This is a genomic window from Streptococcus sp. 517s, from assembly GCF_054445985.1.
On record NZ_CM136847.1, the window covers coordinates 625,477 to 648,977 of the forward strand.

General features: G+C 41.6%; 30 protein-coding genes. 28 read left to right on the forward strand and 2 right to left on the reverse strand.

All coding sequences use genetic code 11. From position 1 onward, the window contains the following. Positions 1-2: 2 nt before the first annotated feature. Positions 3-362: a DUF3397 domain-containing protein gene (locus ACVX3R_RS03285; protein ID WP_458795453.1), complete on the reverse strand. Its 360-nt coding sequence runs from the start codon at positions 360-362 to the stop codon at positions 3-5. 91 nt (positions 363-453) lie between these two features. On the opposite strand from ACVX3R_RS03285, the gene ACVX3R_RS03290 reads away from it, so the two are divergent. From ACVX3R_RS03290 to ACVX3R_RS03310, 5 genes are read left to right on the forward strand one after another with little or no spacing between them, the layout of a single operon-like run. After that, the gene (locus tag ACVX3R_RS03290) at positions 454-1,410 is read left to right on the forward strand and encodes a TIGR01212 family radical SAM protein (protein ID WP_458795454.1); all 957 of its coding nucleotides are present in this window, start codon (positions 454-456) and stop codon (positions 1,408-1,410) included. Further along, a complete protein-coding gene (locus tag ACVX3R_RS03295; RefSeq protein ID WP_458795455.1) occupies positions 1,394-1,951 on the forward strand; it encodes a tRNA (mnm(5)s(2)U34)-methyltransferase in 558 nt (185 codons plus the stop codon). The genes ACVX3R_RS03290 and ACVX3R_RS03295 overlap by 17 nt, the downstream gene beginning before the upstream one ends. Further along, positions 1,944-2,198, forward strand: a complete 255-nt coding sequence (locus ACVX3R_RS03300) for a hypothetical protein (RefSeq protein WP_314978417.1) — start codon at positions 1,944-1,946, stop codon at positions 2,196-2,198. Before ACVX3R_RS03295 ends, ACVX3R_RS03300 begins: the two co-directional genes overlap by 8 nt. Before the next feature lie 11 nt (positions 2,199-2,209). After that, the gene (locus ACVX3R_RS03305; protein ID WP_458795456.1) at positions 2,210-4,264 is read left to right on the forward strand and encodes a cation:proton antiporter; all 2,055 of its coding nucleotides are present in this window, start codon (positions 2,210-2,212) and stop codon (positions 4,262-4,264) included. Positions 4,265-4,293: 29 nt separating this feature from the next. After that, a complete protein-coding gene (locus tag ACVX3R_RS03310) occupies positions 4,294-5,154 on the forward strand; it encodes a YihY/virulence factor BrkB family protein (RefSeq protein ID WP_458795457.1) in 861 nt (286 codons plus the stop codon). 67 nt (positions 5,155-5,221) lie between these two features. On the opposite strand, the gene queA is transcribed toward ACVX3R_RS03310, so the two are convergent. Then, on the reverse strand, positions 5,222-6,250 hold the full coding sequence (gene queA, locus ACVX3R_RS03315; protein WP_458795672.1) for a tRNA preQ1(34) S-adenosylmethionine ribosyltransferase-isomerase QueA: 1,029 nt from the start codon (positions 6,248-6,250) through the stop codon (positions 5,222-5,224). A gap of 150 nt (positions 6,251-6,400) precedes the next feature. Between queA and ACVX3R_RS03320 the strand changes: the two genes are divergently transcribed. The 23 genes from ACVX3R_RS03320 to phoU all read left to right on the forward strand — a co-directional run bounded on the left by ACVX3R_RS03320 (position 6,401) and on the right by phoU (position 23,487). Beyond that, on the forward strand, positions 6,401-7,108 hold the full coding sequence (locus tag ACVX3R_RS03320; protein WP_000864599.1) for a glucosamine-6-phosphate deaminase: 708 nt from the start codon (positions 6,401-6,403) through the stop codon (positions 7,106-7,108). A gap of 204 nt (positions 7,109-7,312) precedes the next feature. Continuing rightward, on the forward strand, positions 7,313-7,828 hold the full coding sequence (locus ACVX3R_RS03325; protein WP_458795458.1) for a class I SAM-dependent methyltransferase: 516 nt from the start codon (positions 7,313-7,315) through the stop codon (positions 7,826-7,828). Between the two features lie 13 nt (positions 7,829-7,841). Next, complete coding sequence (locus tag ACVX3R_RS03330; RefSeq protein WP_458795459.1) at positions 7,842-8,462, forward strand: Type 1 glutamine amidotransferase-like domain-containing protein; 621 nt, start codon at positions 7,842-7,844, stop codon at positions 8,460-8,462. A 117-nt stretch (positions 8,463-8,579) separates the two neighbouring features. Beyond that, complete coding sequence (locus tag ACVX3R_RS03335; RefSeq protein ID WP_000695595.1) at positions 8,580-9,137, forward strand: hypothetical protein; 558 nt, start codon at positions 8,580-8,582, stop codon at positions 9,135-9,137. Between the two features lie 93 nt (positions 9,138-9,230). Next, entirely contained in the window at positions 9,231-9,407 is a 177-nt protein-coding gene (gene rpsU / locus ACVX3R_RS03340; RefSeq protein WP_000048054.1) for a 30S ribosomal protein S21, read from the forward strand. Positions 9,408-9,538: 131 nt separating this feature from the next. Continuing rightward, complete coding sequence (hprK, locus tag ACVX3R_RS03345; protein WP_458795460.1) at positions 9,539-10,474, forward strand: HPr(Ser) kinase/phosphatase; 936 nt, start codon at positions 9,539-9,541, stop codon at positions 10,472-10,474. Further along, positions 10,467-11,255, forward strand: coding sequence for a prolipoprotein diacylglyceryl transferase (lgt, locus tag ACVX3R_RS03350; protein WP_414341115.1), 789 nt, complete (start codon positions 10,467-10,469; stop codon positions 11,253-11,255). The genes hprK and lgt overlap by 8 nt, the downstream gene beginning before the upstream one ends. Then, the gene (locus ACVX3R_RS03355) at positions 11,256-11,639 is read left to right on the forward strand and encodes a DUF948 domain-containing protein (RefSeq protein WP_000895028.1); all 384 of its coding nucleotides are present in this window, start codon (positions 11,256-11,258) and stop codon (positions 11,637-11,639) included. It begins immediately after the preceding gene. Between the two features lie 15 nt (positions 11,640-11,654). Next, positions 11,655-12,053, forward strand: coding sequence for a YtxH domain-containing protein (locus ACVX3R_RS03360; RefSeq protein WP_458795461.1), 399 nt, complete (start codon positions 11,655-11,657; stop codon positions 12,051-12,053). A gap of 72 nt (positions 12,054-12,125) precedes the next feature. Further along, entirely contained in the window at positions 12,126-13,256 is a 1,131-nt protein-coding gene (gene hemW / locus ACVX3R_RS03365) for a radical SAM family heme chaperone HemW (protein WP_458795462.1), read from the forward strand. 4 nt (positions 13,257-13,260) lie between these two features. Beyond that, positions 13,261-13,998 (forward strand): acyl-ACP thioesterase domain-containing protein, encoded by a 738-nt coding sequence (locus ACVX3R_RS03370; RefSeq protein ID WP_458795463.1) that lies wholly within the window; start codon positions 13,261-13,263, stop codon positions 13,996-13,998. A 10-nt stretch (positions 13,999-14,008) separates the two neighbouring features. Next, on the forward strand, positions 14,009-14,782 hold the full coding sequence (locus tag ACVX3R_RS03375) for a TIGR01457 family HAD-type hydrolase (RefSeq protein WP_458795464.1): 774 nt from the start codon (positions 14,009-14,011) through the stop codon (positions 14,780-14,782). Then, a complete protein-coding gene (locus ACVX3R_RS03380) occupies positions 14,772-15,389 on the forward strand; it encodes a TIGR01906 family membrane protein (RefSeq protein ID WP_458795465.1) in 618 nt (205 codons plus the stop codon). Before ACVX3R_RS03375 ends, ACVX3R_RS03380 begins: the two co-directional genes overlap by 11 nt. A 219-nt stretch (positions 15,390-15,608) precedes the next feature. Continuing rightward, complete coding sequence (locus ACVX3R_RS03385; RefSeq protein ID WP_007520303.1) at positions 15,609-16,010, forward strand: Spx/MgsR family RNA polymerase-binding regulatory protein; 402 nt, start codon at positions 15,609-15,611, stop codon at positions 16,008-16,010. After that, positions 16,011-16,289, forward strand: coding sequence for a UPF0223 family protein (locus ACVX3R_RS03390; protein ID WP_001041968.1), 279 nt, complete (start codon positions 16,011-16,013; stop codon positions 16,287-16,289). It begins immediately after the preceding gene. Beyond that, positions 16,279-17,052 (forward strand): inositol monophosphatase family protein, encoded by a 774-nt coding sequence (locus tag ACVX3R_RS03395; RefSeq protein WP_458795466.1) that lies wholly within the window; start codon positions 16,279-16,281, stop codon positions 17,050-17,052. The genes ACVX3R_RS03390 and ACVX3R_RS03395 overlap by 11 nt, the downstream gene beginning before the upstream one ends. Further along, complete coding sequence (locus tag ACVX3R_RS03400) at positions 17,053-18,357, forward strand: RsmF rRNA methyltransferase first C-terminal domain-containing protein (protein ID WP_458795467.1); 1,305 nt, start codon at positions 17,053-17,055, stop codon at positions 18,355-18,357. A 210-nt stretch (positions 18,358-18,567) separates the two neighbouring features. Next, entirely contained in the window at positions 18,568-19,446 is an 879-nt protein-coding gene (locus ACVX3R_RS03405) for a phosphate ABC transporter substrate-binding protein PstS (RefSeq protein WP_458795468.1), read from the forward strand. Then, positions 19,446-20,363 carry a phosphate ABC transporter permease subunit PstC gene (gene pstC / locus ACVX3R_RS03410; protein ID WP_001070951.1) on the forward strand — a complete coding sequence of 306 codons (918 nt, stop codon included), beginning with the start codon at positions 19,446-19,448 and terminating at the stop codon, positions 20,361-20,363. Before ACVX3R_RS03405 ends, pstC begins: the two co-directional genes overlap by 1 nt. Further along, positions 20,353-21,237 (forward strand): phosphate ABC transporter permease PstA, encoded by an 885-nt coding sequence (gene pstA / locus ACVX3R_RS03415; protein WP_458795469.1) that lies wholly within the window; start codon positions 20,353-20,355, stop codon positions 21,235-21,237. Before pstC ends, pstA begins: the two co-directional genes overlap by 11 nt. 10 nt (positions 21,238-21,247) lie before the next feature. After that, positions 21,248-22,051 carry a phosphate ABC transporter ATP-binding protein PstB gene (gene pstB / locus ACVX3R_RS03420; protein WP_458795470.1) on the forward strand — a complete coding sequence of 268 codons (804 nt, stop codon included), beginning with the start codon at positions 21,248-21,250 and terminating at the stop codon, positions 22,049-22,051. Positions 22,052-22,063: 12 nt separating this feature from the next. Continuing rightward, the gene (pstB, locus tag ACVX3R_RS03425) at positions 22,064-22,822 is read left to right on the forward strand and encodes a phosphate ABC transporter ATP-binding protein PstB (RefSeq protein ID WP_458795471.1); all 759 of its coding nucleotides are present in this window, start codon (positions 22,064-22,066) and stop codon (positions 22,820-22,822) included. A gap of 11 nt (positions 22,823-22,833) precedes the next feature. Next, positions 22,834-23,487, forward strand: a complete 654-nt coding sequence (phoU, locus tag ACVX3R_RS03430; RefSeq protein ID WP_000946475.1) for a phosphate signaling complex protein PhoU — start codon at positions 22,834-22,836, stop codon at positions 23,485-23,487. The last annotated feature ends 14 nt before the right edge of the window (positions 23,488-23,501 follow it).

The window sequence follows — 23,501 nt, forward strand, 5'->3', positions numbered from 1 at the left end:
AATCATTTTACCATTATCAATTCGACAATCATTGCTATATAGATGATTAGGGTTAGGAGAAAACCAGCTCTCCAGAAGAATTTGATGAATTTAGGGTAATAAAAACTTCGTTTTTTGACAAGGAAAAAGATTACAAGGAGGATTGCTAGGAGAGAAAGTGCGACACCGAGTCGCGGTAGAAAGTTGTGGGTAAAGGCTTTAGCAGTAATCAGATAGTACTCGAATACCAAAAGTGGAAAAGCTAGATCCGCGAAATTAAATCCTATTTTCCTGAGTCCGAAAAGTTTGGTAACAATAAAGCAAACCACCAAGGTTAATATCAATAATAAAATAGATGCTATTTTCATTAAAATCATACCCATATTGTATCATAAAAAAACGCTAAAGGAAATGAGAAACGAGGGAATTTGTAGGAAAGTCAGGCTTTTGAGATTGTAGGTGTTTTTTGTTATAATGAAAGTTATGAAATCTTATAATACCTTGAATGATTATTATCGAAAACTTTTTGGAGAAAAGACTTTCAAAGTTCCTATTGATGCGGGATTTGACTGTCCAAATCGGGATGGAACTGTAGCTCATGGTGGTTGTACTTTTTGTACGGTTTCAGGTTCTGGAGATGCCATCGTGGCACCGGATGCCCCTATCCGTGAGCAATTTTATAAGGAAATTGACTTTATGTACCGCAAGTGGCCAGATGTTAAAAAGTATCTAGTTTATTTCCAAAACTTTACCAACACCCATGAAAAGGTGGAAGTGATTCGGGAGCGATATGAGCAGGCTATCAACGAGCCAGGTGTAGTAGGGATCAATATCGGAACACGGCCAGACTGTCTGCCAGACGAAACCATCGAATACTTGGCTGAGTTATCGGAGCGGATGCACGTGACGGTTGAATTGGGCTTGCAGACTACTTTTGAAGCAACCTCTGACTTGATTAACCGTGCCCATTCTTATGAATTGTATGTTGAAACAGTAAAACGCTTGAGGAAATATCCCAAGATTGAGATTGTTTCCCATTTAATCAATGGTCTGCCCGGTGAGACTCATGAGATGATGATTGAAAATGTACGCCGCTGTGTTACGGATAATGATATTCAAGGAATTAAGTTGCACTTGCTTCACCTCATGACCAATACACGGATGCAGCGGGATTACCACGAAGGACGCTTGCAACTGATGAGTCAGGATGAGTATGTCAAGGTCATTTGTGACCAACTGGAAATCATTCCCAAGCATATCGTCATCCATCGGATTACAGGAGATGCACCTAGAGATATGCTGATTGGTCCTATGTGGAGCCTCAATAAATGGGAAGTGCTAAATGCTATTGAAACTGAGATGCGACGTCGTGGAAGCGTGCAAGGATGCAAGGCTGTAAAACAGGAGTTTAAAAATGAAAAGACCACTTGAGATGGCACATGATTTTTTGGCTGAGGTTGTGACAAAAGAGGATATTGTAGTGGATGCGACCATGGGCAATGGCCACGATACCCTTTTTCTAGCCAAGCTAGCCAAGCAAGTCTATGCCTTTGATATCCAGGAGCAGGCTTTGGAGAAAACCCAAGAGCGTTTGGATCAGGCAGGTATGACAAATGCCCAGTTAATCTTGAAAGGTCATGAGACACTAGACCAGTTTGTGACAGAAGCTAAGGCAGGGATTTTTAATCTGGGTTATCTGCCTTCTGCTGACAAATCCGTCATCACTCAACCTCAGACTACTATTGAAGCCTTAGAAAAGCTGTGTCATTTGCTTGTCAAAGGAGGACGGATTGCCATTATGATCTACTATGGTCATGAGGGAGGAGACACCGAGAGGGATGCTGTGTTGGATTTTGTTAGCCAGTTGAACCAACAAGAGTATACAGCTGCCATTTATCGGACTCTCAACCAAGTTAATAATCCACCGTTTTTAGTTATGATTGAAAAATTAGAAAGGTATAGACATGGATAAACAATACCTTCGTGAGAAGCTTGAGGCAATGCGCCAAAATTTTGTCGAGTCAACGCATCACGAGCGAGCAGTCGGGGTGCTCGACGAAGCACATATGAGCAAGAAAATGCTTAAAATCAAGAAAAAATTAGTGTCTCTTGAAATGGAACGATGCCAGAAAAAAATTGAGCACAAAGACTGTTCTAAGATTGATCAGAAAATCCAAGAGCAAAAGGAGATTTTTGAATCTTGTTGTAAAAAAGATTAAGGAGGAATTGTGTGGAATTACTCATTTACTTGATTCTATTTTTATTTGTCTTAATCATTTCAACTACGACCAATAAACTTCTCCCTTTTTTGCCCCTTCCTCTTGTACAAATCCTTTTGGGGATTGGGATTGGTTTATTCGTTCCCGATGCAGACTTTCATCTCAATACAGAGCTGTTTCTGGCCATGGTTATTGGCCCCTTACTTTTCCGGGAGGCAGAAGAAGCGGATATTACGTCCATTTTGAAGCACTGGCGGATTGTCGTCTTTCTGATTTTTCCTGTGATTTTTATCTCGACCTTAAGCTTGGGGGGCATGGCTCACTTCCTTTGGATGACTCTTCCTTTGGCGGCCTGTTTAGCAGTTGGAGCGGCACTTGGACCAACAGATTTGGTTGCCTTTGCATCTCTGTCTGAACGTTTTCGTTTTCCCAAACGGGTTTCTAATATCCTAAAAGGGGAAGGACTCTTAAACGACGCTTCTGGTTTGGTTGCCTTTCAGATGGCTCTTGCTGCTTGGACAACAGGAACGTTTTCTTTCAGCCAAGCTGGAACATCCCTAGCACTTTCAATCCTTGGTGGTTTTGCAGTTGGTTTTGTGACGGCTATGGTCAATCGTTTCTTGCATACCTTTTTACTGAGTGTGCGAGCGATAGATATAGCCAGTGAACTATTGCTAGAGCTAAGTTTACCACTCATGACCTTTTTTATCGCAGAAGAGTTTCATGTTTCAGGGATTATCGCAGTAGTGGTTGCAGGTATTTTGAAGGCTAGTCGCTTTAAGAAAATTACGCTCCTTGAGGCTCAGGTAGACACCGTGACGGAGACCGTCTGGCATACCGTGACCTTTATGCTAAATGGCTCAGTCTTTGTTCTCTTGGGAATGGAATTAGAGTTGATAGCGGAGCCAATTCTGTCTAATTCTCTCTACAATCCCCTTCTTTTACTGCTTTCAGTTGTCGTTCTGACCTTCTTGCTTTTTGCGATCCGCTTTGTCATGATTGCTGGTTTTTACTTTTTGAGGACGCGTCGACTTAAGAAAAAGATTCATAAGTACATGAAAGATATGCTTCTTTTGACCTTCTCTGGTGTCAAAGGGACAGTATCTATCGCGACTATTCTCCTCATACCAAGTCATTTGGAGCAGGAATATCCTTTATTACTCTTCCTTGTAGCAGGCGTTACACTGCTGAGCTTTTTAACGGGTTTACTAGTCCTCCCTCACTTATCTGAGGAACAAGAGGAAAGCAAGGACCATTTGATGCATATTGCGATTCTGAATGATGTGGCTGCAGAATTAGAAAAAGAGCTGGACCATCACAAGAACAAACTTCCTCTTTATGCAGCTATTGATAATTATCATGGCCGGATTGAAAACCTCATCCTTAGTCAGGAAAATAAGAGAGTCCAAGAGGACTGGGAGTCCCTCAAGCTTCTTATCTTGAGTATTGAGAGTGACGGTTTGGAGCAAGCCTACGAAGAAAATAGAATCAGCGAGCGTGGCTATCGAGTTTACCAACGTTACCTAAAAAACATGGAGCAGAGTATCAATCGAAATTTCGCTTCTAGAGTGACTTATTATTTCCTTGTTTCCTTACGGATACTGCGCTTTCTACTCCATGAAATGTTTACCTTTGGCAAAACTTTTCGTAGTTGGATGAACGAAGAATCTCGTAAACTACTAGCAGTTGACTATGATCAGATTTCAGAGTTGTATTTGGAAAATACAGAGTTGATTATCGAGAGTTTGGAAAACCTAAAAGGGGTTTACAAGAGTTCTCTGATTAGTTTTATGCAAGAATCTCGTCTACGCGAGACGGCCATTATCGGAAGTGGTGCCTTTGTTGAGCGGGTTATCAATCGCATCAAGCCAAACAATATCGATGAAATGCTACGAGGCTACTATCTTGAACGTAAGGCAATCTTTGAATACGAAGAAGCTAAACTGATAACAGCCAAGTATGCCAAAAAACTACGCCAAAATGTGAATAACTTAGAAAATTATTCTCTGAAAGAAGCTGCAAATACCTTGCCTTATGATATGCTAGATTTAATCAGAAGAACTTAGATGATGAAGAAAATGACGGAGGATGGAAGATGAAAAAGTGGTGGAAAGAGCTGATGGACAGGCCCTTATTGAAAGCTTTCTTGCATTATTATCAAGCATCTGATAGTGAGTTGACCAGTGTTGCGGTTGCCTACTATTGGTTGATTTCAATCTTTCCTTTGCTAATGATAATGGTCAATATTTTGCCTTATTTTCAGATTCCGGTCTCAAATTTCTTACTGACGATCAAGGAATTTTTGCCTGATACAGTGTATGATGTGGTCGCTAAGATTGTCCGAGAAGTTCTGACTCAACCATCGACTGGTTTGCTGAGTTTTGCTGTTTTGTCAGCCCTATGGACCTTTTCAAAATCAATGGATTTCCTCCAAAAAGCTTTTAACAAAGCCTATGGAGTGACCAAAAGTCGAGGAATTATCTCCCATCAGTTGATGAGTTTACTTGTTAGCCTTGGCTTGCAGATTCTTTTTGCCTTAGCCTTGTTTTTGAGTATGTTTGGTCGTATGTTGCTCAACCTCCTCAAAACTTACTGGCAATCAGACAGTCCGCTATTTTCCTACCTGCAAGATTTTACAGGCCCTCTGGTCTATGCCATGATCTTTGCCATTCTGGTTATGATTTATTACTTCCTTCCAAAAGTAAAAGCACCACGAATTCGCTATGTTTTACCAGGAAGTGTCTTTGTCTTGCTAACTCTTATCGGTTTATTGAATATCTTTTCTGTTTATTTTAATAACTATGTCAATCACCTAGTGGATGTCCGATTTTTCAGTTCCATCATCGTGGTAGTCATGATGTTCTGGTTTATTCTCATTGCAAAGATTTTGATTATCGGAGCAGTTATCAATGCCAGTGTTCAGAGCTTGAAAGATCCAAAGTTCAGAACAGACTAACTAGTTCTTTATCCATTACAAAACGCATAGGATCAAATCTGATTCTATGCGTTTTTTGATTATGAAATTAATAGATAAACATGGCATCGCCAAAACTGAAGAAACGGTAGCGTTCTTGAATAGCGTGCTGGTATGCATCTAAGACTAATTTACGGCCGGCAAAGGCAGAAACCAACATGACGAGAGTTGATTTTGGCAGATGGAAGTTGGTTGAAAAGGCGTCCACAACCTTCCATTCGTAACCAGGTTTGATAAAGATATTGGTCCAGCCAGAATCAGCCTGGATTTGCCCGTCAAACTTGGAACCAATAGTCTCTAACGTGCGGATAGAGGTTGTTCCGACAGCGATGACGCGTCCACCATTTTCCTTAACAGAGCGAAGGGTGGCAGCTGCTTCCTCAGAAAGTTGGTAGAATTCGGAGTGCATTTCATGTTCGTCCAGATTGTCCACAGAAACAGGTCTAAAAGTTCCTAAACCAACGTGGAGAGTCAAATAAACCAAATGGACACCCTTGGCTTGGATTTCTGCTAGCAGTTCTTTGGTGAAGTGCAGGCCAGCAGTTGGTGCAGCAGCAGAGCCACTTTCCTTGGCGTAGACGGTTTGATAACGTTCACGGTCATCCAGTTTTTCGTGGATGTAGGGTGGTAGTGGCATTTCACCCAGACTTTCCAAAACTTCTAGGAAAATTCCTTGGTATTCAAAGCGGACAATGCGGCCCCCGTGGGTTAATTCTTCCGTAACGACAGCGCTGAGGCGACCATCTCCAAAGCTGACGCGAGTACCGACCTTGAGACGTTTGGCAGGTTTAGCCAGAACTTCCCACTCATCACCACTAGTATTTTTGAGTAGGAGAAGCTCCACATGGCCTCCTGTCTCCTCTTTTTGACCATAGAGGCGGGCAGGGAGAACGCGAGTGTCGTTCATGACGAGGGCATCACCGGGTTCTAGCATGTCGATAATAGAGTGGAAGTGTTTATCCTGCATTTCTCTCGTCTCACGATTAACGATAAGGAGTTTAGACGCATCACGTTTTTCAAGTGGCGTTTGGGCAATCAATTCCTCTGGCAAGTGGAAATCAAAATCAGCTGTATTCATATATCTGTTCATTCTTTCTAAGTTCTAATCTTATCCATTATAACACGTTTCAAGTTTGGGCGCTCTTTTTTTAGAAATTAAATCGTTTTCACTTGACAAAAATTGGTCTATACCATATAATAAATATAGATTAAAACGGAGGATGAAAAGATGAAAGTTATAAAAGTTGAGAATCAAGTCGAAGGTGGAAAAGTAGCTTTTGAGATTTTGAAGGAAAAATTGGCCAATGGCGCTCAAACATTAGGACTTGCGACAGGGAGCAGTCCACTTGAGTTTTACAAGGAAATCGTTGAGAGTGACCTTGATTTTTCAAATCTAACTAGTGTAAACCTTGATGAGTATGTGGGCCTTGACGGAGACAATCCTCAGTCTTATCGTCATTTTATGCAAGAACACTTATTCAACCAAAAACCATTTAAAGAAAGCTTCTTACCTCGTGGAATTAAGGACAATGCTGAAGCTGAAGTTGAACGCTACAATCAAATTTTGGCTGACCATCCAGTTGATTTGCAAATCTTGGGAATCGGCCGCAATGGCCATATCGGATTTAATGAGCCAGGAACTGCTTTTGATAGCCAGACACACCTTGTAGACCTAGACCAGTCTACAATCGAAGCCAATGCTCGCTTCTTTGACAAGATTGAAGACGTTCCAACACAAGCCATCTCAATGGGGATTAAAAATATCTTGGATGCCAAGTCAATTATTCTCTTTGCTTACGGTGAGTCGAAAGCAGAGGCCATTGCTGGCACAGTATCAGGCCCAGTGACTGAGAACCTCCCAGCAAGTAGCCTACAAAACCACCCTGATGTGACTATTATTGCGGATGCTGAAGCGCTCAGCTTGCTTGAAAAGTAAAATGACAAGAACCACTTGCTCTTTGGAGTGAGTGGCTTTTTACTTCAAATGTTCACTATCCTGCTAAAGTGGTATAATATAGCTATACGGGGAGGCTCGATTTCGATTTATATAATCGGTTTTATTTGTTTTTTACTTTTAATGTTTCTGTTTAGTCGCTTAATTCAGCAATCAAAGAATCCTTCGGGCTTTCTAGGAAAACGAATGATGAAATTGTGGAATCGATCCTATCTCTCCATGTTTGTATGGGCAATTCGTCATCTGGATAGGACATTTTACCCTGTAATCTTAGATGTAGGAGTTGGGAATGGTCGTTCAACTATCCTGCTGAAAGAAACTTTTCCGCAAAGTACCATAACTGGAATCGATATTTCAGATACTGCAATAGCTCAAGCCAAACAGGTAGAGATGACTAATCTAAATTTTGAACGAAGAGACGTTAGGGAGACAGGCTTTTCTGATGAAAGTGTTGGTTTAATCACAGCCTTTCAAACTCATTTTCATTGGCGGGACCTAGAGGCTTCTTTTATGGAACTTCGAAGAATACTCAAATCAGACGGGATGCTCTTACTGGCTTGTGAATATAACAAGTTGTCTTACTTTTTACCAGAGGTTCAAAGCGAAGAAGCATTTAGACGATTCTTGTTATCAGTAGGGTTTGAGCTCGTAACTAGTCAAAGAAAGGGATCATGGATCCTTTATAAAATTGTTAAACATTAATGGAGGTACAATCATGAAACAGTTATTTTTATGTTCATACTTTGCTGGAGTCAAAAAGCTTTTTAGCGATTATGCAAAGGAAAAGAATCTAGAAAACAAGGTTTTATTTATTCCTACCGCTGGGAACAAAGAGGATTATACTGCCTATATCGATGAGGCTCAGCAAACATTCAAAGATTTAGGATTTGAGATAGAGGTTCTAGATATTGCTTCTTGTGATCGAGAAACTGCACAGGCAAAGATTTTCCAAAGTAAGATTCTTTATATCTCAGGCGGGAATACCTTTTATTTATTACAAGAATTAAAGAAAAAGCACCTCCTATCTCTCATCAAAGAGCAAATAAGAGATGGGTTGGTCTATGTGGGAGAATCAGCAGGGGCTATCATTACAGCCAAGGATATTGACTACAATAAACTCATGGACGACAAGACGGTAGCGACAGAGTTATCTGATACAGCGGGATTGGATGAAGTGGATTTTTATGTCCTTCCACATTATGGTGAGGAACCTTTTACTGATAGTAGCAAAAAGACTTTTGAAATGTATAAAAAGCAGCTTGAATTGCTACCGCTTCATAACCACCAAGCAGTTATCGTTAACGATGAGCAAATAGATATCTTGACAATAGAATAAAAGCGTGGTTGGAAGAACGGTAATATTTTACCAATAAAACGATTAGCGGTTGATAATTCACTTAGTGGGAATCTGCCATGGATAGATTAATTTTATGAATTCAAGAAGGGAAAAGTTATGAAAATAAAAACGTTAGATAAAATAGGCGGGGTTATTTTCTTGTTTCTAACGATTGCTATCATTGTCGTTTTTTTATCAGATACGAGCTTTTTTGAGTGGGCATTTACTAGACACCAGAATACTCTGAGTTGGTATATTCGCCCTCTCTTTATTATTCCAATTGTAATGGGAGCTTATAAAAAATCCTATAGCCTGATTTTCTTTTCTATATTTTGCCTATTTACTAGCATGTTTTGGTTCCCAAAGCCGGAAATAGTTGATGTAAAAGTAATTGAGTTTTTGAATTTTGAGAAGACTTATTTTACGAGCGGATGGAGTATTGAAAAAGTTATTATTCTGGCGACGATTCTAGCATTTTTTACGGCGATTATATCCTTAACGTGGAGTAGACGTTGGTATGGATTATTAGCAACGGTAGTGATCGGAGCGTTTCTGAAGGTTGCCCATAGTCTTTTATTTAGCGGAGGAAGTGGCATATCGATTGTGAAACCAGCTGTTTTGGGATTGATTCTCTGCATCTTAGTGATTTATTTCATCTTCAAAAGAAGAAAGTAAAAATAATAAAAGTTTATGGTTGCTTTTCTCTTGACAATTATTCACTTTGTGTGTAAAATGGAATAGATCTTGAACTTGAAGGGAGTGAAAAAAATGTCTAAAACAGTAGTACGTAAGAATGAATCTCTTGACGATGCACTTCGTCGTTTCAAACGTGCGGTTACTAAAGCTGGTACTCTTCAAGAAACACGCAAACGTGAATTCTATGAAAAACCTTCTGTAAAACGTAAACGTAAATCAGAAGCAGCTCGTAAACGTAAAAAATTCTAATTTGAAATGAAAGGCTAGACTTGTCTAGCCTTTTTTCTTTCCAAATAAATACTGTAAATCCTGCAAAAAAAGGAAACTTCCTACCACAATTTGATATAATAGTGGGGAGAACTCGATTGAAGGAGGAAATTATGTCGGTTTTAGTAAAAGAAGTCATTGAAAAGCTCAGGTTAGACATTGTTTACGGTGAAGGTGATTTACTTGAAAAAGAAATCAATACTGCAGATATTTCTCGACCAGGTCTGGAAATGACGGGTTATTTTGATTACTATACTCCGGAGCGGCTTCAACTGTTGGGAATGAAGGAATGGTCTTATTTAGTCTCCATGTCTTCTCATAACCGTTATCAAGTTTTGAAGAAAATGTTTCTACCTGAAACACCCGCTGTCATCGTTGCTCGTGGCTTGGTAGTGCCAGAAGAAATGTTGAAAGCTGCTAGGGAATGTAAGATTGCGATTTTAACCAGTCGAACATCAACCAGTCGTTTATCTGGAGAGTTATCTAGCTACCTTGATTCCCGTTTGGCTGAACGTACGAGTGTGCATGGTGTCTTGATGGACATCTATGGCATGGGTGTCTTGATCCAAGGGGATAGTGGTATCGGTAAGAGTGAGACAGGTCTTGAGCTTGTGAAACGTGGGCACCGTTTGGTAGCAGACGATCGTGTAGATATCTTTGCCAAGGATGAAATGACCCTTTGGGGAGAGCCCGCTGAAATTTTGAAGCATTTGCTTGAGATTCGTGGAGTGGGTATTATTGACGTGATGAGTCTCTACGGAGCAAGTGCTGTAAAAGATTCTTCACAAGTTCAGTTGGCTGTTTACTTGGAAAATTATGATACCCATAAGACCTTTGATCGTCTAGGAAACAATGCTGAAGAACTCGAAGTTTCTGGTGTAACGATTCCGCGTATCCGCATTCCAGTAAAAACAGGACGCAATATCTCTGTTGTTATTGAGGCGGCAGCCATGAACTATCGCGCTAAAGAAATGGGATTTGATGCGACGCGTTTATTTGAAGAACGCTTGACTAATCTCATCTCCAAAAATGAGGTGAAAGATGATTAATCCAGTTGCATTTGAAATCGGTCCTTTTTCCATTCGTTGGTATGCTTTGTGTATTGTAGCTGGTTTGGTTCTGGCAGTCTACCTTGCCATGAAAGAAGCTCCTAAAAAGAAAATCCTGTCAGATGATATTTTGGATTTTATCCTGATTGCTTTTCCTGTAGCTATTTTAGGTGCTAGGCTATACTACGTACTCTTTCGCTTAGATTATTATCTGCAAAATCCAGGTGAAATCATCGCCATCTGGAATGGCGGCTTGGCCATTTACGGAGGTTTGATAGCGGGCGCTATTGTCCTTTATATCTTTGCAGATAGAAAGCTGATTAATACTTGGGATTTCTTAGATATTGCAGCACCGAGCGTCATGGTTGCCCAGAGTTTAGGGCGCTGGGGGAACTTCTTTAACCAAGAAGCCTACGGTGCAGCAGTAGATAGTTTGGATTATTTGCCGGGCTTCATTCGTGACCAGATGTACATTGATGGTAGCTACCGTCAGCCGACCTTCTTATATGAGTCGGTTTGGAATCTAATTGGGTTTGCTTTAATCTTGATTTTTAGAAGAAAATTGAAGGGAATCAGACGTGGTCATATCACTGCTTTCTACTTGATTTGGTATGGCTTTGGTCGTATGATTATCGAAGGGATGCGGACGGATAGTCTCATGTTCTTTGGTCTGCGAGTTTCCCAATGGTTATCAGTTATCCTTATCGGACTCGGTATTTTTATCATACTTTATCAAAATCGAAAGAAAGCCCCTTTCTACCATACAGAGGAGGAAAAATAAATGTTAGAAGTTGCATATATACTTGTTGCGATTGCTTTGATTGTCTGTTTAGTCTATTTGACAATCACGATTCAAAAAGCAGGTCGTATGATTGATGAGACAGAGAAAACCATCAAAACGTTGAGCTCAGATGTGAACGTTACCTTGCATCAGACCAATGAATTGTTGGCTAAGGTTAATGTGCTAGCAGACGATATCAATATCAAAGTTGCGACGATTGATCCACTTTTTACAGCTGTGGCGGACTTGTCAGAGTCAGTATCTGATCTCAACCAACATGCACGTGTCTTGGGTAAAAAAGCCTCATCAGCTGGTTCAAAGACCATTAAAACAGGTGCAAGCTTGTCCGCTCTTCGTGTCGCAAGTAAATTTTTCAAAAAATAAAAAAGGAGAAATCTTATGGGAAAACTATCCTCTATCCTTTTAGGAACAGTTTCAGGTGCAGCTCTTGCTTTATTTTTGACGAGTGACAAGGGCAAGCAAGTTTGTAGTCAAGCTCAGGATTTTCTAGATGATTTGAGAGAAGATCCAGAATATGCCAGAGAGCAAGTCTGTGAGAAATTGACAGAAGTGAAGGAACAGGCAAGGGACTTTGTGCTGAAAACAAAGGAAAAGGTAGAATCTGGTGAAATCACTTTTGATAGTGTCCTTGACCAAGCTAAAAACTGTGCTCGACAAGCGACGGAAACGTCAAAAGAAACCTTTAACAATCTCAAGGAGCAGTGGCAAGAACAGTCAGCAACTCCAGATATCGTAGAAGACGAAGAAGAGATTATTATTGATATTACAGAAGAATAAAACATCACCATCTCTGGTTCTGGAGATGGTGATGTTTATCTGGAAACCAGTCTTTGTGGTATAATAAGTACTATGCAGAAAAAACCAACGTCAGCCTATGTGCATATTCCCTTTTGCACACAGATTTGTTATTATTGTGACTTTTCAAAGGTGTTTATCAAGAATCAGCCAGTAGATAGTTATTTGGAGCATCTGCTAGAAGAGTTTCGTTCTTATGATATCCAAAAATTGCGAACCCTCTATATTGGAGGTGGGACGCCAACGGCTTTGTCAGCTCCGCAATTAGAAGTGCTCTTGGATGGCTTGACTAAAAACTTGGACTTGTCAGTTTTGGAAGAGTTGACCATTGAAGCCAACCCAGGCGATTTGGACGCAGATAAGATTGCGGTTTTGAAACAGTCGCCAGTCAATCGTGTTTCTTTAGGTGTGCAGACTTTTGATGACAAAATGCTGAAAAAGATTGGGCGCAGTCACTTGGAGAAGGATATTTATGAAAATATCGACCGCCTTAAATTGGCTGGTTTTGACAATATCTCCATTGACCTAATCTATGCTCTTCCAGGTCAAACTATGGCTCAGGTCAAGGACAATGTAGCTAAGGCTATCTCGCTTGATATTCCTCATATGAGCCTTTATAGCTTGATTTTGGAAAATCATACGGTCTTTATGAACCGCATGAGACGTGGGAAGTTGCCTCTGCCCAAGGAAGAGTTAGAAGCGGAGATGTTTGAGTACATTATCGCAGAGCTTGAGCGAGCTGGTTTTGAGCATTATGAGATTTCCAATTTCTCTAAACCCGGCTTTGAAAGTCGCCACAATCTCATGTACTGGGACAATGCCGAGTATTATGGTATCGGTGCGGGTGCTTCAGGTTATGTGGACGGAGTGCGTTATAAAAATCACGGTCCTATCCGCCACTATCTTAGTGCAGTAGAGGCAGGAAATGCTCGAATTACAGAAGAACACCTAAGTCAAAGGGAGCAGATGGAAGAAGAAATGTTCCTAGGCCTCCGGAAAAAATCCGGGGTTTGTATGGCACGATTTGAGGAAAAATTCGGACGGTCCTTTGATGGACTATATGGAGAAATCATCAGAGACTTGGTTCAACATGGACTCATGCAGATCGACGGTGACCGTGTCCGAATGACAAAGAGGGGTCTCTTTTTAGGAGACACTGTAGCAGAACGATTTATTTTGGAGTAGAACAATGGGTTTAACTTATCAAATGAAAATGAAAATTCCTTTTGATATGGCGGACATGAACGGTCATATCAAACTTCCAGATGTGATTTTGCTGTCCTTGCAAGTATCAGGTATGCAGTCGATTGAGCTGGGAGTTAGCGACAAGGATATGTTAGAACGTTACAATCTGGTCTGGATTATTACAGACTATGCGATTGACGTGGTTCGCTTGCCTCGCTTTGCTGAGGAGATTACGATTGAAACAGAAGCGTTGACTTACAATCGTCTTTTTTGCTACCGCCGTTTCACTATCTATGATGAAGCAGGGGAGGAGCTCATCCACATGATGGCGACCTTTGTTCTGATGGACCGAGACAGTCGTAAAGTTCATGCTGTCGAACCGGAGATTGTTGCTCCTTATCAGTCCGAGTTTGATAAAAAACTCATCCGTGGGCCAAAGTATGCAAATCTAGAAGACCCGATCAGTAAAGACTACCATATTCGTTTTTACGACTTGGATATGAATGGTCATGTCAATAACAGCAAATACTTGGATTGGATTTTTGAGGTCATGGGAGCAGACTTTTTGACCAAGTATATTCCAAAGAAAATCAATCTCAAATATGTAAAAGAAGTGCGACCAGGTGGCATGATTGCTTCAACTTATGAACTCAAGGGACTAGAAAGCAAGCATGAGATTCTCAGTGATGGCGAGATCAATGCCCAAGCTATGATTACGTGGCAAGAAATTGAAGCGAATTAGAAAGGACGATATGGCTTATAAAGGTTATTTAATTGATTTAGACGGAACCATTTACAAGGGGAAAGACAGAATTCCCGCGGGTGAGGCTTTTGTGCATGAACTGCAAAAGCGAGAAATTCCCTATCTCTTTGTAACCAACAATACAACCCGAACTCCAGAGAGTGTTCAAGAGATGTTGGCTCAGAATTTTAATATCGAAACGCCTCTATCAACTGTCTATACAGCAACCTTGGCAACCATCGACTATATGAATGACTTGGGACTGGAAAAGACAGTCTATGTCATCGGCGAAGCTGGGCTCAAGGATGCCATTCAGGCAGCTGGTTATGTCGAAGACAAGGAAAATCCTGCCTATGTGGTCGTTGGACTGGACTGGCAAGTCGACTATGAAAAGTTTGCAACGGCGACTCTAGCCATTCAAAAGGGGGCTCACTTTATCGGAACCAATCCTGACCTCAATATCCCGACAGAACGTGGTCTTTTGCCTGGTGCTGGTTCACTAATTACACTTCTTGAAGTCGCAACTCGGGTAAAACCAGTTTATATCGGAAAACCAAATACTATCATCATGGACAAGGCAGTTGAGCACTTGGGCTTGAAAAGAGAAGAGTTGCTTATGGTTGGGGATAACTACCTGACAGATATCCGAGCAGGGATTGACAATGGCATTCCAACGCTCTTGGTGACGACAGGTTTTACCAAGGCAGAAGAAGTGGCGGACCTGCCGATTGCACCAACTCATGTGGTTTCTAGCCTTTCGGAGTGGAATTTTGATGAAGACTAAACTGACCTTTTGGGGAAGTATGCTTTTCTTCCTCTCCCTTTCTATTCTCTTAACCATTTATCTGGCATGGATTTTCTATCCTTTGGAAATTCAGTGGCTGAACTTAGCGAATCGAGTCTATCTAAAGCCAGAAACCATTCAGTACAACTTTCATATCTTGATGAATTACCTGACCAATCCCTTTAGTCAGGTCTTAGAGATGCCAGATTTTCGTTCATCAGCGGCTGGTTTACATCATTTTGCGGTGGTGAAGAATCTCTTTCACCTAGTTCAGCTAGTTGCCCTAGTGACACTACCAAGTTTCTATTTCTTTGTTAGAAAGATAGTGAAAAAAGGCTTTTTGCCCCTATATCGTAAAAGTATCCTGATTCTAGTGCTATTACCTCTAGTCATTGGGCTTGTGGGAGTGTTGATTGGTTTTGAGCAATTCTTTACTCTTTTCCATCAGATTCTCTTTGTGGGAGATGATACCTGGCTTTTTGATCCAGCAAAGGATCCAGTTATTTGGATTTTGCCAGAGACCTTCTTCCTCCATGCTTTTTTACTTTTCTTTGCTTTGTATGAAGGAATGTTTGGTTTCCTCCTTGTTAAAGCTTCAAGGAAATAGAGGATAACATTCTGTATTTTTAATAAAAAACGAGAGAAGTTGCCCTGCTCCCTATTTATTGTTATGTTATCCTAAAGATAAGCTTGTAAAACAGGTGATTTTTACAGAAAACAGTCTATTTTCTATGAAAAAATAGGCTTTTTTTCTAAAAATACCTAGTCAAGCGCTTTATTTTTTTGTATAATAGAATAGCAAGTATAGATAAAAGAAGAGAAAAGCATGATTACACTATTTTTATCACCGAGTTGTACATCATGTCGTAAGGCAAAGGCTTGGTTAGAGACGCATAAAGTGCCCTTTCAAGAGCATAATATTATGACTAGTCCTTTAACAAGAAAAGAATTACAACATATTCTTTCCTTGACCGAAAATGGTACTGATGACATCATTTCAACTCGTTCAAAAATTTTTCAAAAATTAGATATTGATGTAGAGAGTATCTCGGTATCGGAGTTGCTTCAGATGATTGAGCAATATCCTAGTCTTTTGCGTCGCCCAATTATTACAGATACCAAACGCATGCAAATCGGTTTTAATGAAGATGAGATTCGTGCTTTTCTCCCTCGTAGTTACCGTAAACAAGAATTAAAAGAAGCAACATTGAGAGCTGGTATTGGATAGATGAACAAACAGTATAGTTACCCACTAGATTTGTCGTGGAGCACTGAAGAACTTGCTTCAGTGCTCTCTTTTTTTAATGATGTTGAAGCTGCTTATGAAGATAAGGTAGAAGCAAAAAAACTGCTAGAATCTTACAAGGAATTTAAGTCTGTCGTTCCGAGCAAAAGTGAAGAAAAGCGCCTAGGTCGCGAATTTGAGACGGCTAGCGGTTATTCCTTCTATCATGCGGTTCAATTAGCAAAAGAAAAAAGAGAAGGGAAGATTTCTCTTGGAAACTAAATTTGAATTTGCCAAACAGATTGTGCAGGAAGCTGCTGACTATATTTTGGCTCACATGAAAGAAGATTTGCAGGTTGAGTGCAAGTCTTCACCTACTGACTTAGTGACACGTTTGGACAAGGAGGTCCAGGAACTCTTGGTTGATCGGATCAAGTCCTCCTATCCTGAGGACTTGATTTGCGCGGAAGAGGGCTGTTTGCGTGCTGCGGTCGATCAAGGTTCTGTTTGGGTGATTGATCCCATTGACGGTACCAATAACTTTGTCGCTCAGCAGGAAGATTTTGCCGTGATGTTGGCTTATTTTGAGAATGGTGTGGGCAAATTTGGCATCATCTATGATGTTATGAAATGTGATTGTTACCATGGTGGTGGTGCCTTTCCTCCTTGTCGCAATAATGAGCCCTTACCGCCTTTTAAAAAGAAGCCCCTCAGAGAATTCCTGGTTGCTGGTAACTCAGGTATGTTTGAAAGCAATGAGTGGGGCCTGGCGGATTTGGGGCGAGCAGCGTTGGGAGTCCGTGTCTACGGCAGTGCGGCCATTAGTTTTGCCAAGGTTTTATCGGGTCGTCTTCTGACTTATATTACCTACTTACAGCCATGGGATTACGCTGCGGCCAGTATCTTAGGGGAAAGTCTGGGTTATCGTCTTCTTACAGTATCAGGTGAGCCCGCTGATTTTAAAACGCGTCAGCCTGTCATGATGGTGCCAATCGAGATGCAAGAAGTGATTCAGTCTTATATCTACGAAAGGAAAGAGAACTAAATGCAATTTCCAGAAGGATTTGTTGAAAAATATGAAGCGATACTAGAAGATGAGGCAAGAGACTTTCTTGCCTCTTTTAAGCGGGAAGCGGTTTCGGCTTTTCGAGTCAATCCCTTAAAAGAAAGTCAATTGTCGTTTGCGGATGCTATTCCCAATACACCTTGGGGGTATTATGGTAAAGTTTCTGGGAAATATCCAGAGCACGCGACAGGTCTTGTTTATTCGCAAGAGCCTGCAGCCCAAATGGTGGCCCAGGTGGCTCAACCAAGTCCTGGCATGAAGGTCTTGGACTTGGCGGCAGCACCAGGTGGAAAATCCACTCAACTAGCCGCTTATCTGGCTAATCAAGGAGTCCTTGTCTCCAACGAAATTTCAAGTAAGCGTGCTAAGATTTTAGTAGAAAATATGGAGCGATTTGGAGCGACAAACGTTGTCGTGACCAATGAATCTGCTGACCGCTTGGCCAAGGTTTTTAAAGGCTATTTTGACCTCATTATCCTTGATGCCCCGTGCTCGGGGGAAGGGATGTTTCGTAAGCAGCCAGAGGCCATGGATTATTGGAGCATCGATTATCCGAGCCAATGTGCTAGTCTCCAAAGGGAAATTTTAGAAGATGCAGTGACCATGCTTGCAGAAGGTGGTCGTTTGGTCTATTCGACCTGTACTTGGGCACCTGAGGAAAATGAAGAAATCGTCCACTGGTTACTGGATACGTATGATTTTGAACTGCTTCCAGTCGAGCATGTGAACGGTATGGTGGCAGGAATTGATCTTCCTGAAACGGCGCGGATGTATCCTAATCATTTCAAGGGAGAAGGCCAGTTTGTTGCCCACCTGCAGTTTAAGGGAGAAAATCCAGCACCTAAATTCAAGGCTAGCAAGAGCAATCTCAGTCGTGAACAGCTGGCCTTGTGGCATGATTTTGCCCAAAAACACTTGCGGGTCAATCTAACTGGTATCTTGCAGACTTTTGGAGACCAACTCTATCTCTTGCCAGAGATGCTACCTGATCTAGGGAAACTCAAAATTGCCCGTAATGGGCTCCATCTGGGTACTTTTAAGAAGAAACGTTTTGAACCAAGCTTTGCTCTCGGTTTGGCCTTGAAACCAAGTCAAGTACTACAAAGTGTTGAAATCAACGATGAGGATTTTGTAAAATATGTGGCTGGTGAGACTGTTCAATTGTCTGAAGCTCGACCAAATGGCTGGTACCAAGTTGTGGTTCAAGGAAACGGACTAGGCTTTGCCAAGGTAACGGGAAATGTTTTGAAAAATTATTACCCAAAAGGACTCAGATTCAGGTGAAAAAGCTAGTCAAAGAGCCTATTCTATGTTATAGTGGAAGTATGAGTTTTTTCTGATAGTCTTTCATTATTACTTATATTATGCGATAGAATTGTCCGCTCCTAAGAATGTCTAGATAAAATAAAGCGGGACAATCATTGATGATAATTGGATGATCAGGACAAACGGAAGAAATCAGAACATTTATCATTATGTTCAAGGAGAATAACAGTGAAAAAAAGAAAAAAGCTCGTCATGTCTCTTGCAGCTCTTTTGATGGCAGGTTCTCTAGCAGGATGTGCTAGCTGGATTGATCGTGGAGAATCCATGACAGCCGTTGGTTCAACTGCTCTTCAGCCTCTTGTCGAAGCGGCAGCAGATGAATTTGGTTCTAGAAACATCGGAAAAACAGTCAATGTTCAAGGTGGTGGATCGGGTACAGGACTATCTCAAGTCCAGTCTGGAGCAGTAGACATCGGGAACTCTGACGTCTTTGCAGAGGAAAAAGATGGAATCGATGCTTCGGCTCTAGTAGACCACAAGGTTGCAGTGGCTGGTCTTGCAGTGATTGTAAACAAGGAAGTGACTGTTGAAAATCTCACAACCGAGCAACTTCGCAAAATCTTTACTGGTGAAGTGACCAACTGGAAAGAAGTTGGGGGCAAAGACCTGGCAATTTCAATCATCAACCGAGCAGCAAGTTCTGGTTCACGAGCGACGTTTGATACGGTGGTTATGAATGGCCAATCTGCTATGCAGAGTCAAGAGCAGGATTCTAACGGGATGGTCAAGTCGATTGTATCCCAAACTCCTGGAGCCATTTCTTACCTGGCTTTTGCCTATGTAGATGACTCCGTGAAAAGCATGAAACTGAATGGGTATGAGCCTACATCTGAGAATGTAACGACCAACAACTGGCCTTTGTGGTCTTATGAACATATGTACACACTTGGTCAGCCAAATGAGTTAGCTGCTGAATTCCTGAATTTCGTCCTCTCAGATGAAGCTCAAAATGGAATTGTTAAGGGCATAGGCTATATTTCTATCAATGAAATGAAAGTCCAAAAGGATGCTTCAGGTACTGTTACAGCAGTAGAAGGAGGTCAATAATGAATCAAGAAGAATTATCTAAAAAATTACTCTCTCCTTCAAAGAACTCTCGGCTTGAGAAGTTTGGTAAAGGATTGACCTTCACTTGCCTTTCTTTGATTGTTATCATTGTGGCGATGATTTTGATTTTTGTAGCCCAAAAAGGCTTATCGACTTTCTTTGTCAATGGGGTGAACATCTTTGATTTCCTCTTTGGACAAACTTGGAATCCTTCAGGGAAACAATTTGGTGCCCTTCCGATGATTTTGGGTTCCTTTATTGTGACGATTTTATCAGCCCTCATCGCAACTCCCTTCGCCATCGGAGCTGCAGTCTTTATGACAGAAGTATCACCAAAGGGTGCAAAGATTTTGCAACCAGCTATTGAACTCCTTGTCGGGATTCCTTCAGTCGTCTATGGATTTATCGGTTTGCAGGTCGTGGTTCCTTTTGTCCGTAGCGTCTTTGGTGGAACTGGGTTTGGGATCTTGTCAGGGATTTTCGTTCTCTTTGTCATGATCCTACCAACTGTAACCTTTATGACAACAGACAGCTTGCGTGCTGTTCCTCGTCATTACCGTGAAGCCAGTTTGGCTATGGGAGCCACTCGTTGGCAAACCATCTGGCGGGTGACCTTGAAAGCAGCACGTTCAGGTATTTTCACTGCAGTGGTCTTTGGGATGGCGCGTGCCTTCGGTGAAGCCCTTGCCATTCAGATGGTTGTCGGAAACTCAGCAGTTATCCCAACTTCGTTAACAACACCAGCTGCGACTTTGACATCTGTTTTGACAATGGGAATCGGAAATACCGTCATGGGAACGGTTGATAATAACGTTCTCTGGTCACTGGCCTTAGTCTTGCTCTTGATGAGTTTGGCCTTTAACAGTGTGATTAAATTGATTACGAAAGAAAGAGGAAAGAAAAATTATGCACGCTAAGAAATTAGATAAACTTGCAACAGCTGTCCTCTATACCATCGCTGGTATCATCGTTGCCATCTTGGCATCCTTGATTCTCTATATCTTGGTGAGAGGGTTACCGCACATCTCTTGGTCTTTCTTGACTGGGAAATCTTCCTCTTATCAAGCAGGTGGGGGTATCGGAGTTCAGCTCTACAATTCCTTCTTCCTTTTGGTCATTACCTTGATCATTTCTGTTCCCCTGTCTATGGGGGCTGGGATTTACCTAGCTGAATATGCAAAAAAGGGTCCCGTGACAAATTTTGTCAGAACCTGTATTGAAATCTTGTCTTCTCTACCATCAGTCGTTGTGGGTCTCTTTGGTTACTTGATTTTTGTAGTCCAGTTTGAGTATGGATTTTCAATCATTTCAGGTGCCTTAGCCTTGACGGTCTTTAACCTCCCTCAGATGACTCGAAATGTTGAGGACAGTTTAAAAAATGTTCCCCATACGCAACGTGAGGCTGGTCTGGCCCTTGGCATTTCTCGTTGGGAGACTGTGGTCCATGTCGTCATTCCAGAAGCCCTTCCAGGTATCGTAACGGGCGTTGTTTTGGCATCTGGCCGTATCTTTGGAGAGGCCGCTGCTCTTATCTATACGGCAGGACAGTCCGCTCCAGCCCTTGACTGGTCTAACTGGAATATCCTCAGTGTTACCAGTCCTATCTCAATCTTCCGTCAAGCAGAAACCTTGGCGGTCCACATCTGGAAGGTCAACAGTGAAGGAACCATTCCTGATGGAACCATTGTATCAGCTGGTTCTGCCGCCGTGCTCCTCATCTTTATCTTGATTTTTAACTTTGGAGCTCGCAAACTCGGAAGCTATTTACACAAGAAATTAACCGCTGCCTAAAGGAGAAGCCATGTCAAAATATAACTGGGATGAAAAGCATATCATCACCTTTCCTGAAGAAAAAGTGGCCCTCTCTACCAAGGATTTACATGTTTACTATGGTAAAAATGAATCCATCAAGGGCATCGATATGCAATTTGAAAAAAATAAAATTACAGCCTTGATTGGTCCTTCTGGATCAGGGAAATCTACTTATCTTCGCAGTCTCAATCGGATGAATGATACCATTGATATTGCAAAGGTCACAGGTCAAATCCTCTACCGAGGGATTGACGTTAACCGTCCAGAAATCAATGTCTATGAGATGCGCAAGCATATCGGAATGGTCTTCCAACGTCCAAATCCATTTGCTAAGTCTATCTACCGCAATATCACTTTTGCTCATGAACGTGCAGGAGTTAAGGACAAGAAAGTCTTGGATGAAATTGTAGAAACCTCTCTAAGACAGGCTGCCCTATGGGATCAGGTCAAAGACGACCTCCACAAATCAGCCTTGATGCTTTCTGGTGGTCAGCAACAACGTCTCTGTATCGCTCGCGCCATCTCTGTCAAGCCAGATATCCTCTTGATGGATGAGCCTGCTTCAGCCTTGGATCCGATTGCGACAGCCCAGCTGGAAGAGACCATGTTGGAATTGAAGAAAGACTTTACCATCATCATCGTTACCCACAGTATGCAGCAGGCTGCACGTGCAAGTGACTACACAGGATTTTTCTACTTGGGCGATTTGATTGAGTATGATAAGACATCCAATATTTTCCAAAATGCCAAGCTACAGTCTACCAATGACTATGTAACGGGACGCTTTGGTTAGAAAGGAAGTAGTATGACAGAACCGATTTTGCAGGTTAAAGACCTGTCCGTTTATTACAATAAAAAGAAGGCCTTGAATAGTGTTTCCCTTTCTTTCCAACCTAAGGAAATAACCGCCTTGATTGGTCCTTCTGGATCAGGAAAGTCCACTCTTCTCAAAGCCATCAACCGCATGGGCGATCTAAATCCTGAGGTGACAACAACTGGAACAGTGATTTATAATGGTCACAATATCTACAGTCCGCGTACCGATACGGTTGAATTGCGTAAGGAAATCGGTATGGTTTTTCAACAGCCCAATCCCTTCCCTATTTCTATCTACGAAAATGTTGTCTATGGGCTACGTATCAATGGAGTCAAGGATAAACATGTTTTGGATGAAGCAGTAGAAAAAGCTTTGCAACGTGCTTCTATCTGGGATGAGGTCAAGGATCGCTTGCATGATTCAGCCATTGGTCTCTCAGGTGGCCAACAGCAACGTGTTTGTGTTGCCCGTGTCTTAGCAACCAGTCCCAAGATTATTCTCTTGGATGAACCGACTTCAGCTTTGGATCCTATCTCGGCTGGTAAGATTGAGGAAACCTTGTATGGTCTGAAAGATAAATACACCATGCTCTTGGTAACACGTTCGATGCAACAGGCCTCTCGTATCTCTGATAAAACAGGATTTTTCCTAGATGGGGATTTGATTGAGTTTAACGATACGAAGAAAATGTTCCTAGACCCACAAAACAAGGAAACAGAAGATTATATTACAGGAAAATTTGGATAAGGAGTTGAATGATGTTACGATCTCAATTTGAAGAAGATTTGGAGAAATTGCACAACCAGTTCTATGCCATGGGACAAGAAGTGCTCTCACAAATCAATCGTACAGTGCGTGCCTTTGTCACACATGACCGTGATTTGGCAAAAGAAGTTATTGAGGAAGATGCAGAAGTAAATGGATATGAAGTGAAACTCGAAAAGAAATCATTTGAAATGATCGCGCTTCAACAACCTGTTTCTCAAGACCTCCGTACTGTATTGACCGTTCTCAAGGCAGTATCAGACCTGGAACGCATGGGAGACCATGCAGTGTCAATCGCAAAAGCAACTATTCGTATGAAGGGGGAACAACGCATTCCTGCAGTTGAAGAAGAGATCAAAAAGATGGGACGCGATGTGAAAAACTTCGTCGAAGCGGCTCTAGATCTCTATCTGAACGGTTCGGTGGATCAAGCCTACGAAGTAGCAGCGATGGACGAAAAAATCAACCATTACTTTGATAGCATTCGTGATTTGGCTACAGAAGAAATTAAGAAACATCCTGAAGCCATCGTTACAGGCCGTGATTACTTCCAGGTCATTTCCTTCTTAGAACGTATCGGAGACTACGCTAAAAATATCTGTGAATGGGTTGTTTACTTTGAAACAGGGAAGATTGTCGAACTATAAGAAACGGTTTAAAT

Coding starts and splice junctions, on each gene's coding strand:
- ACVX3R_RS03370 (WP_458795463.1), top strand. CDS start 13,261: ATGGGTTTAACTTATCAAATGAAAATGAAAATTCCTTTTGATATGGCG.
- ACVX3R_RS03335 (WP_000695595.1), top strand. CDS start 8,580: ATGAAAATAAAAACGTTAGATAAAATAGGCGGGGTTATTTTCTTGTTT.
- ACVX3R_RS03295 (WP_458795455.1), top strand. CDS start 1,394: ATGAAAAGACCACTTGAGATGGCACATGATTTTTTGGCTGAGGTTGTG.
- lgt (WP_414341115.1), top strand. CDS start 10,467: ATGATTAATCCAGTTGCATTTGAAATCGGTCCTTTTTCCATTCGTTGG.
- ACVX3R_RS03385 (WP_007520303.1), top strand. CDS start 15,609: ATGATTACACTATTTTTATCACCGAGTTGTACATCATGTCGTAAGGCA.
- pstB (WP_458795471.1), top strand. CDS start 22,064: ATGACAGAACCGATTTTGCAGGTTAAAGACCTGTCCGTTTATTACAAT.
- ACVX3R_RS03325 (WP_458795458.1), top strand. CDS start 7,313: ATGATGAAATTGTGGAATCGATCCTATCTCTCCATGTTTGTATGGGCA.
- rpsU (WP_000048054.1), top strand. CDS start 9,231: ATGTCTAAAACAGTAGTACGTAAGAATGAATCTCTTGACGATGCACTT.
- ACVX3R_RS03375 (WP_458795464.1), top strand. CDS start 14,009: ATGGCTTATAAAGGTTATTTAATTGATTTAGACGGAACCATTTACAAG.
- ACVX3R_RS03320 (WP_000864599.1), top strand. CDS start 6,401: ATGAAAGTTATAAAAGTTGAGAATCAAGTCGAAGGTGGAAAAGTAGCT.
- ACVX3R_RS03330 (WP_458795459.1), top strand. CDS start 7,842: ATGAAACAGTTATTTTTATGTTCATACTTTGCTGGAGTCAAAAAGCTT.
- ACVX3R_RS03380 (WP_458795465.1), top strand. CDS start 14,772: ATGAAGACTAAACTGACCTTTTGGGGAAGTATGCTTTTCTTCCTCTCC.
- ACVX3R_RS03355 (WP_000895028.1), top strand. CDS start 11,256: ATGTTAGAAGTTGCATATATACTTGTTGCGATTGCTTTGATTGTCTGT.
- phoU (WP_000946475.1), top strand. CDS start 22,834: ATGTTACGATCTCAATTTGAAGAAGATTTGGAGAAATTGCACAACCAG.
- ACVX3R_RS03400 (WP_458795467.1), top strand. CDS start 17,053: ATGCAATTTCCAGAAGGATTTGTTGAAAAATATGAAGCGATACTAGAA.
- ACVX3R_RS03310 (WP_458795457.1), top strand. CDS start 4,294: ATGAAAAAGTGGTGGAAAGAGCTGATGGACAGGCCCTTATTGAAAGCT.
- pstA (WP_458795469.1), top strand. CDS start 20,353: ATGCACGCTAAGAAATTAGATAAACTTGCAACAGCTGTCCTCTATACC.
- pstB (WP_458795470.1), top strand. CDS start 21,248: ATGTCAAAATATAACTGGGATGAAAAGCATATCATCACCTTTCCTGAA.
- hemW (WP_458795462.1), top strand. CDS start 12,126: ATGCAGAAAAAACCAACGTCAGCCTATGTGCATATTCCCTTTTGCACA.
- ACVX3R_RS03290 (WP_458795454.1), top strand. CDS start 454: ATGAAAGTTATGAAATCTTATAATACCTTGAATGATTATTATCGAAAA.
- ACVX3R_RS03285 (WP_458795453.1), bottom strand. CDS start 362: ATGGGTATGATTTTAATGAAAATAGCATCTATTTTATTATTGATATTA.
- hprK (WP_458795460.1), top strand. CDS start 9,539: ATGTCGGTTTTAGTAAAAGAAGTCATTGAAAAGCTCAGGTTAGACATT.
- ACVX3R_RS03390 (WP_001041968.1), top strand. CDS start 16,011: ATGAACAAACAGTATAGTTACCCACTAGATTTGTCGTGGAGCACTGAA.
- ACVX3R_RS03360 (WP_458795461.1), top strand. CDS start 11,655: ATGGGAAAACTATCCTCTATCCTTTTAGGAACAGTTTCAGGTGCAGCT.
- queA (WP_458795672.1), bottom strand. CDS start 6,250: ATGAATACAGCTGATTTTGATTTCCACTTGCCAGAGGAATTGATTGCC.
- ACVX3R_RS03300 (WP_314978417.1), top strand. CDS start 1,944: ATGGATAAACAATACCTTCGTGAGAAGCTTGAGGCAATGCGCCAAAAT.
- pstC (WP_001070951.1), top strand. CDS start 19,446: ATGAATCAAGAAGAATTATCTAAAAAATTACTCTCTCCTTCAAAGAAC.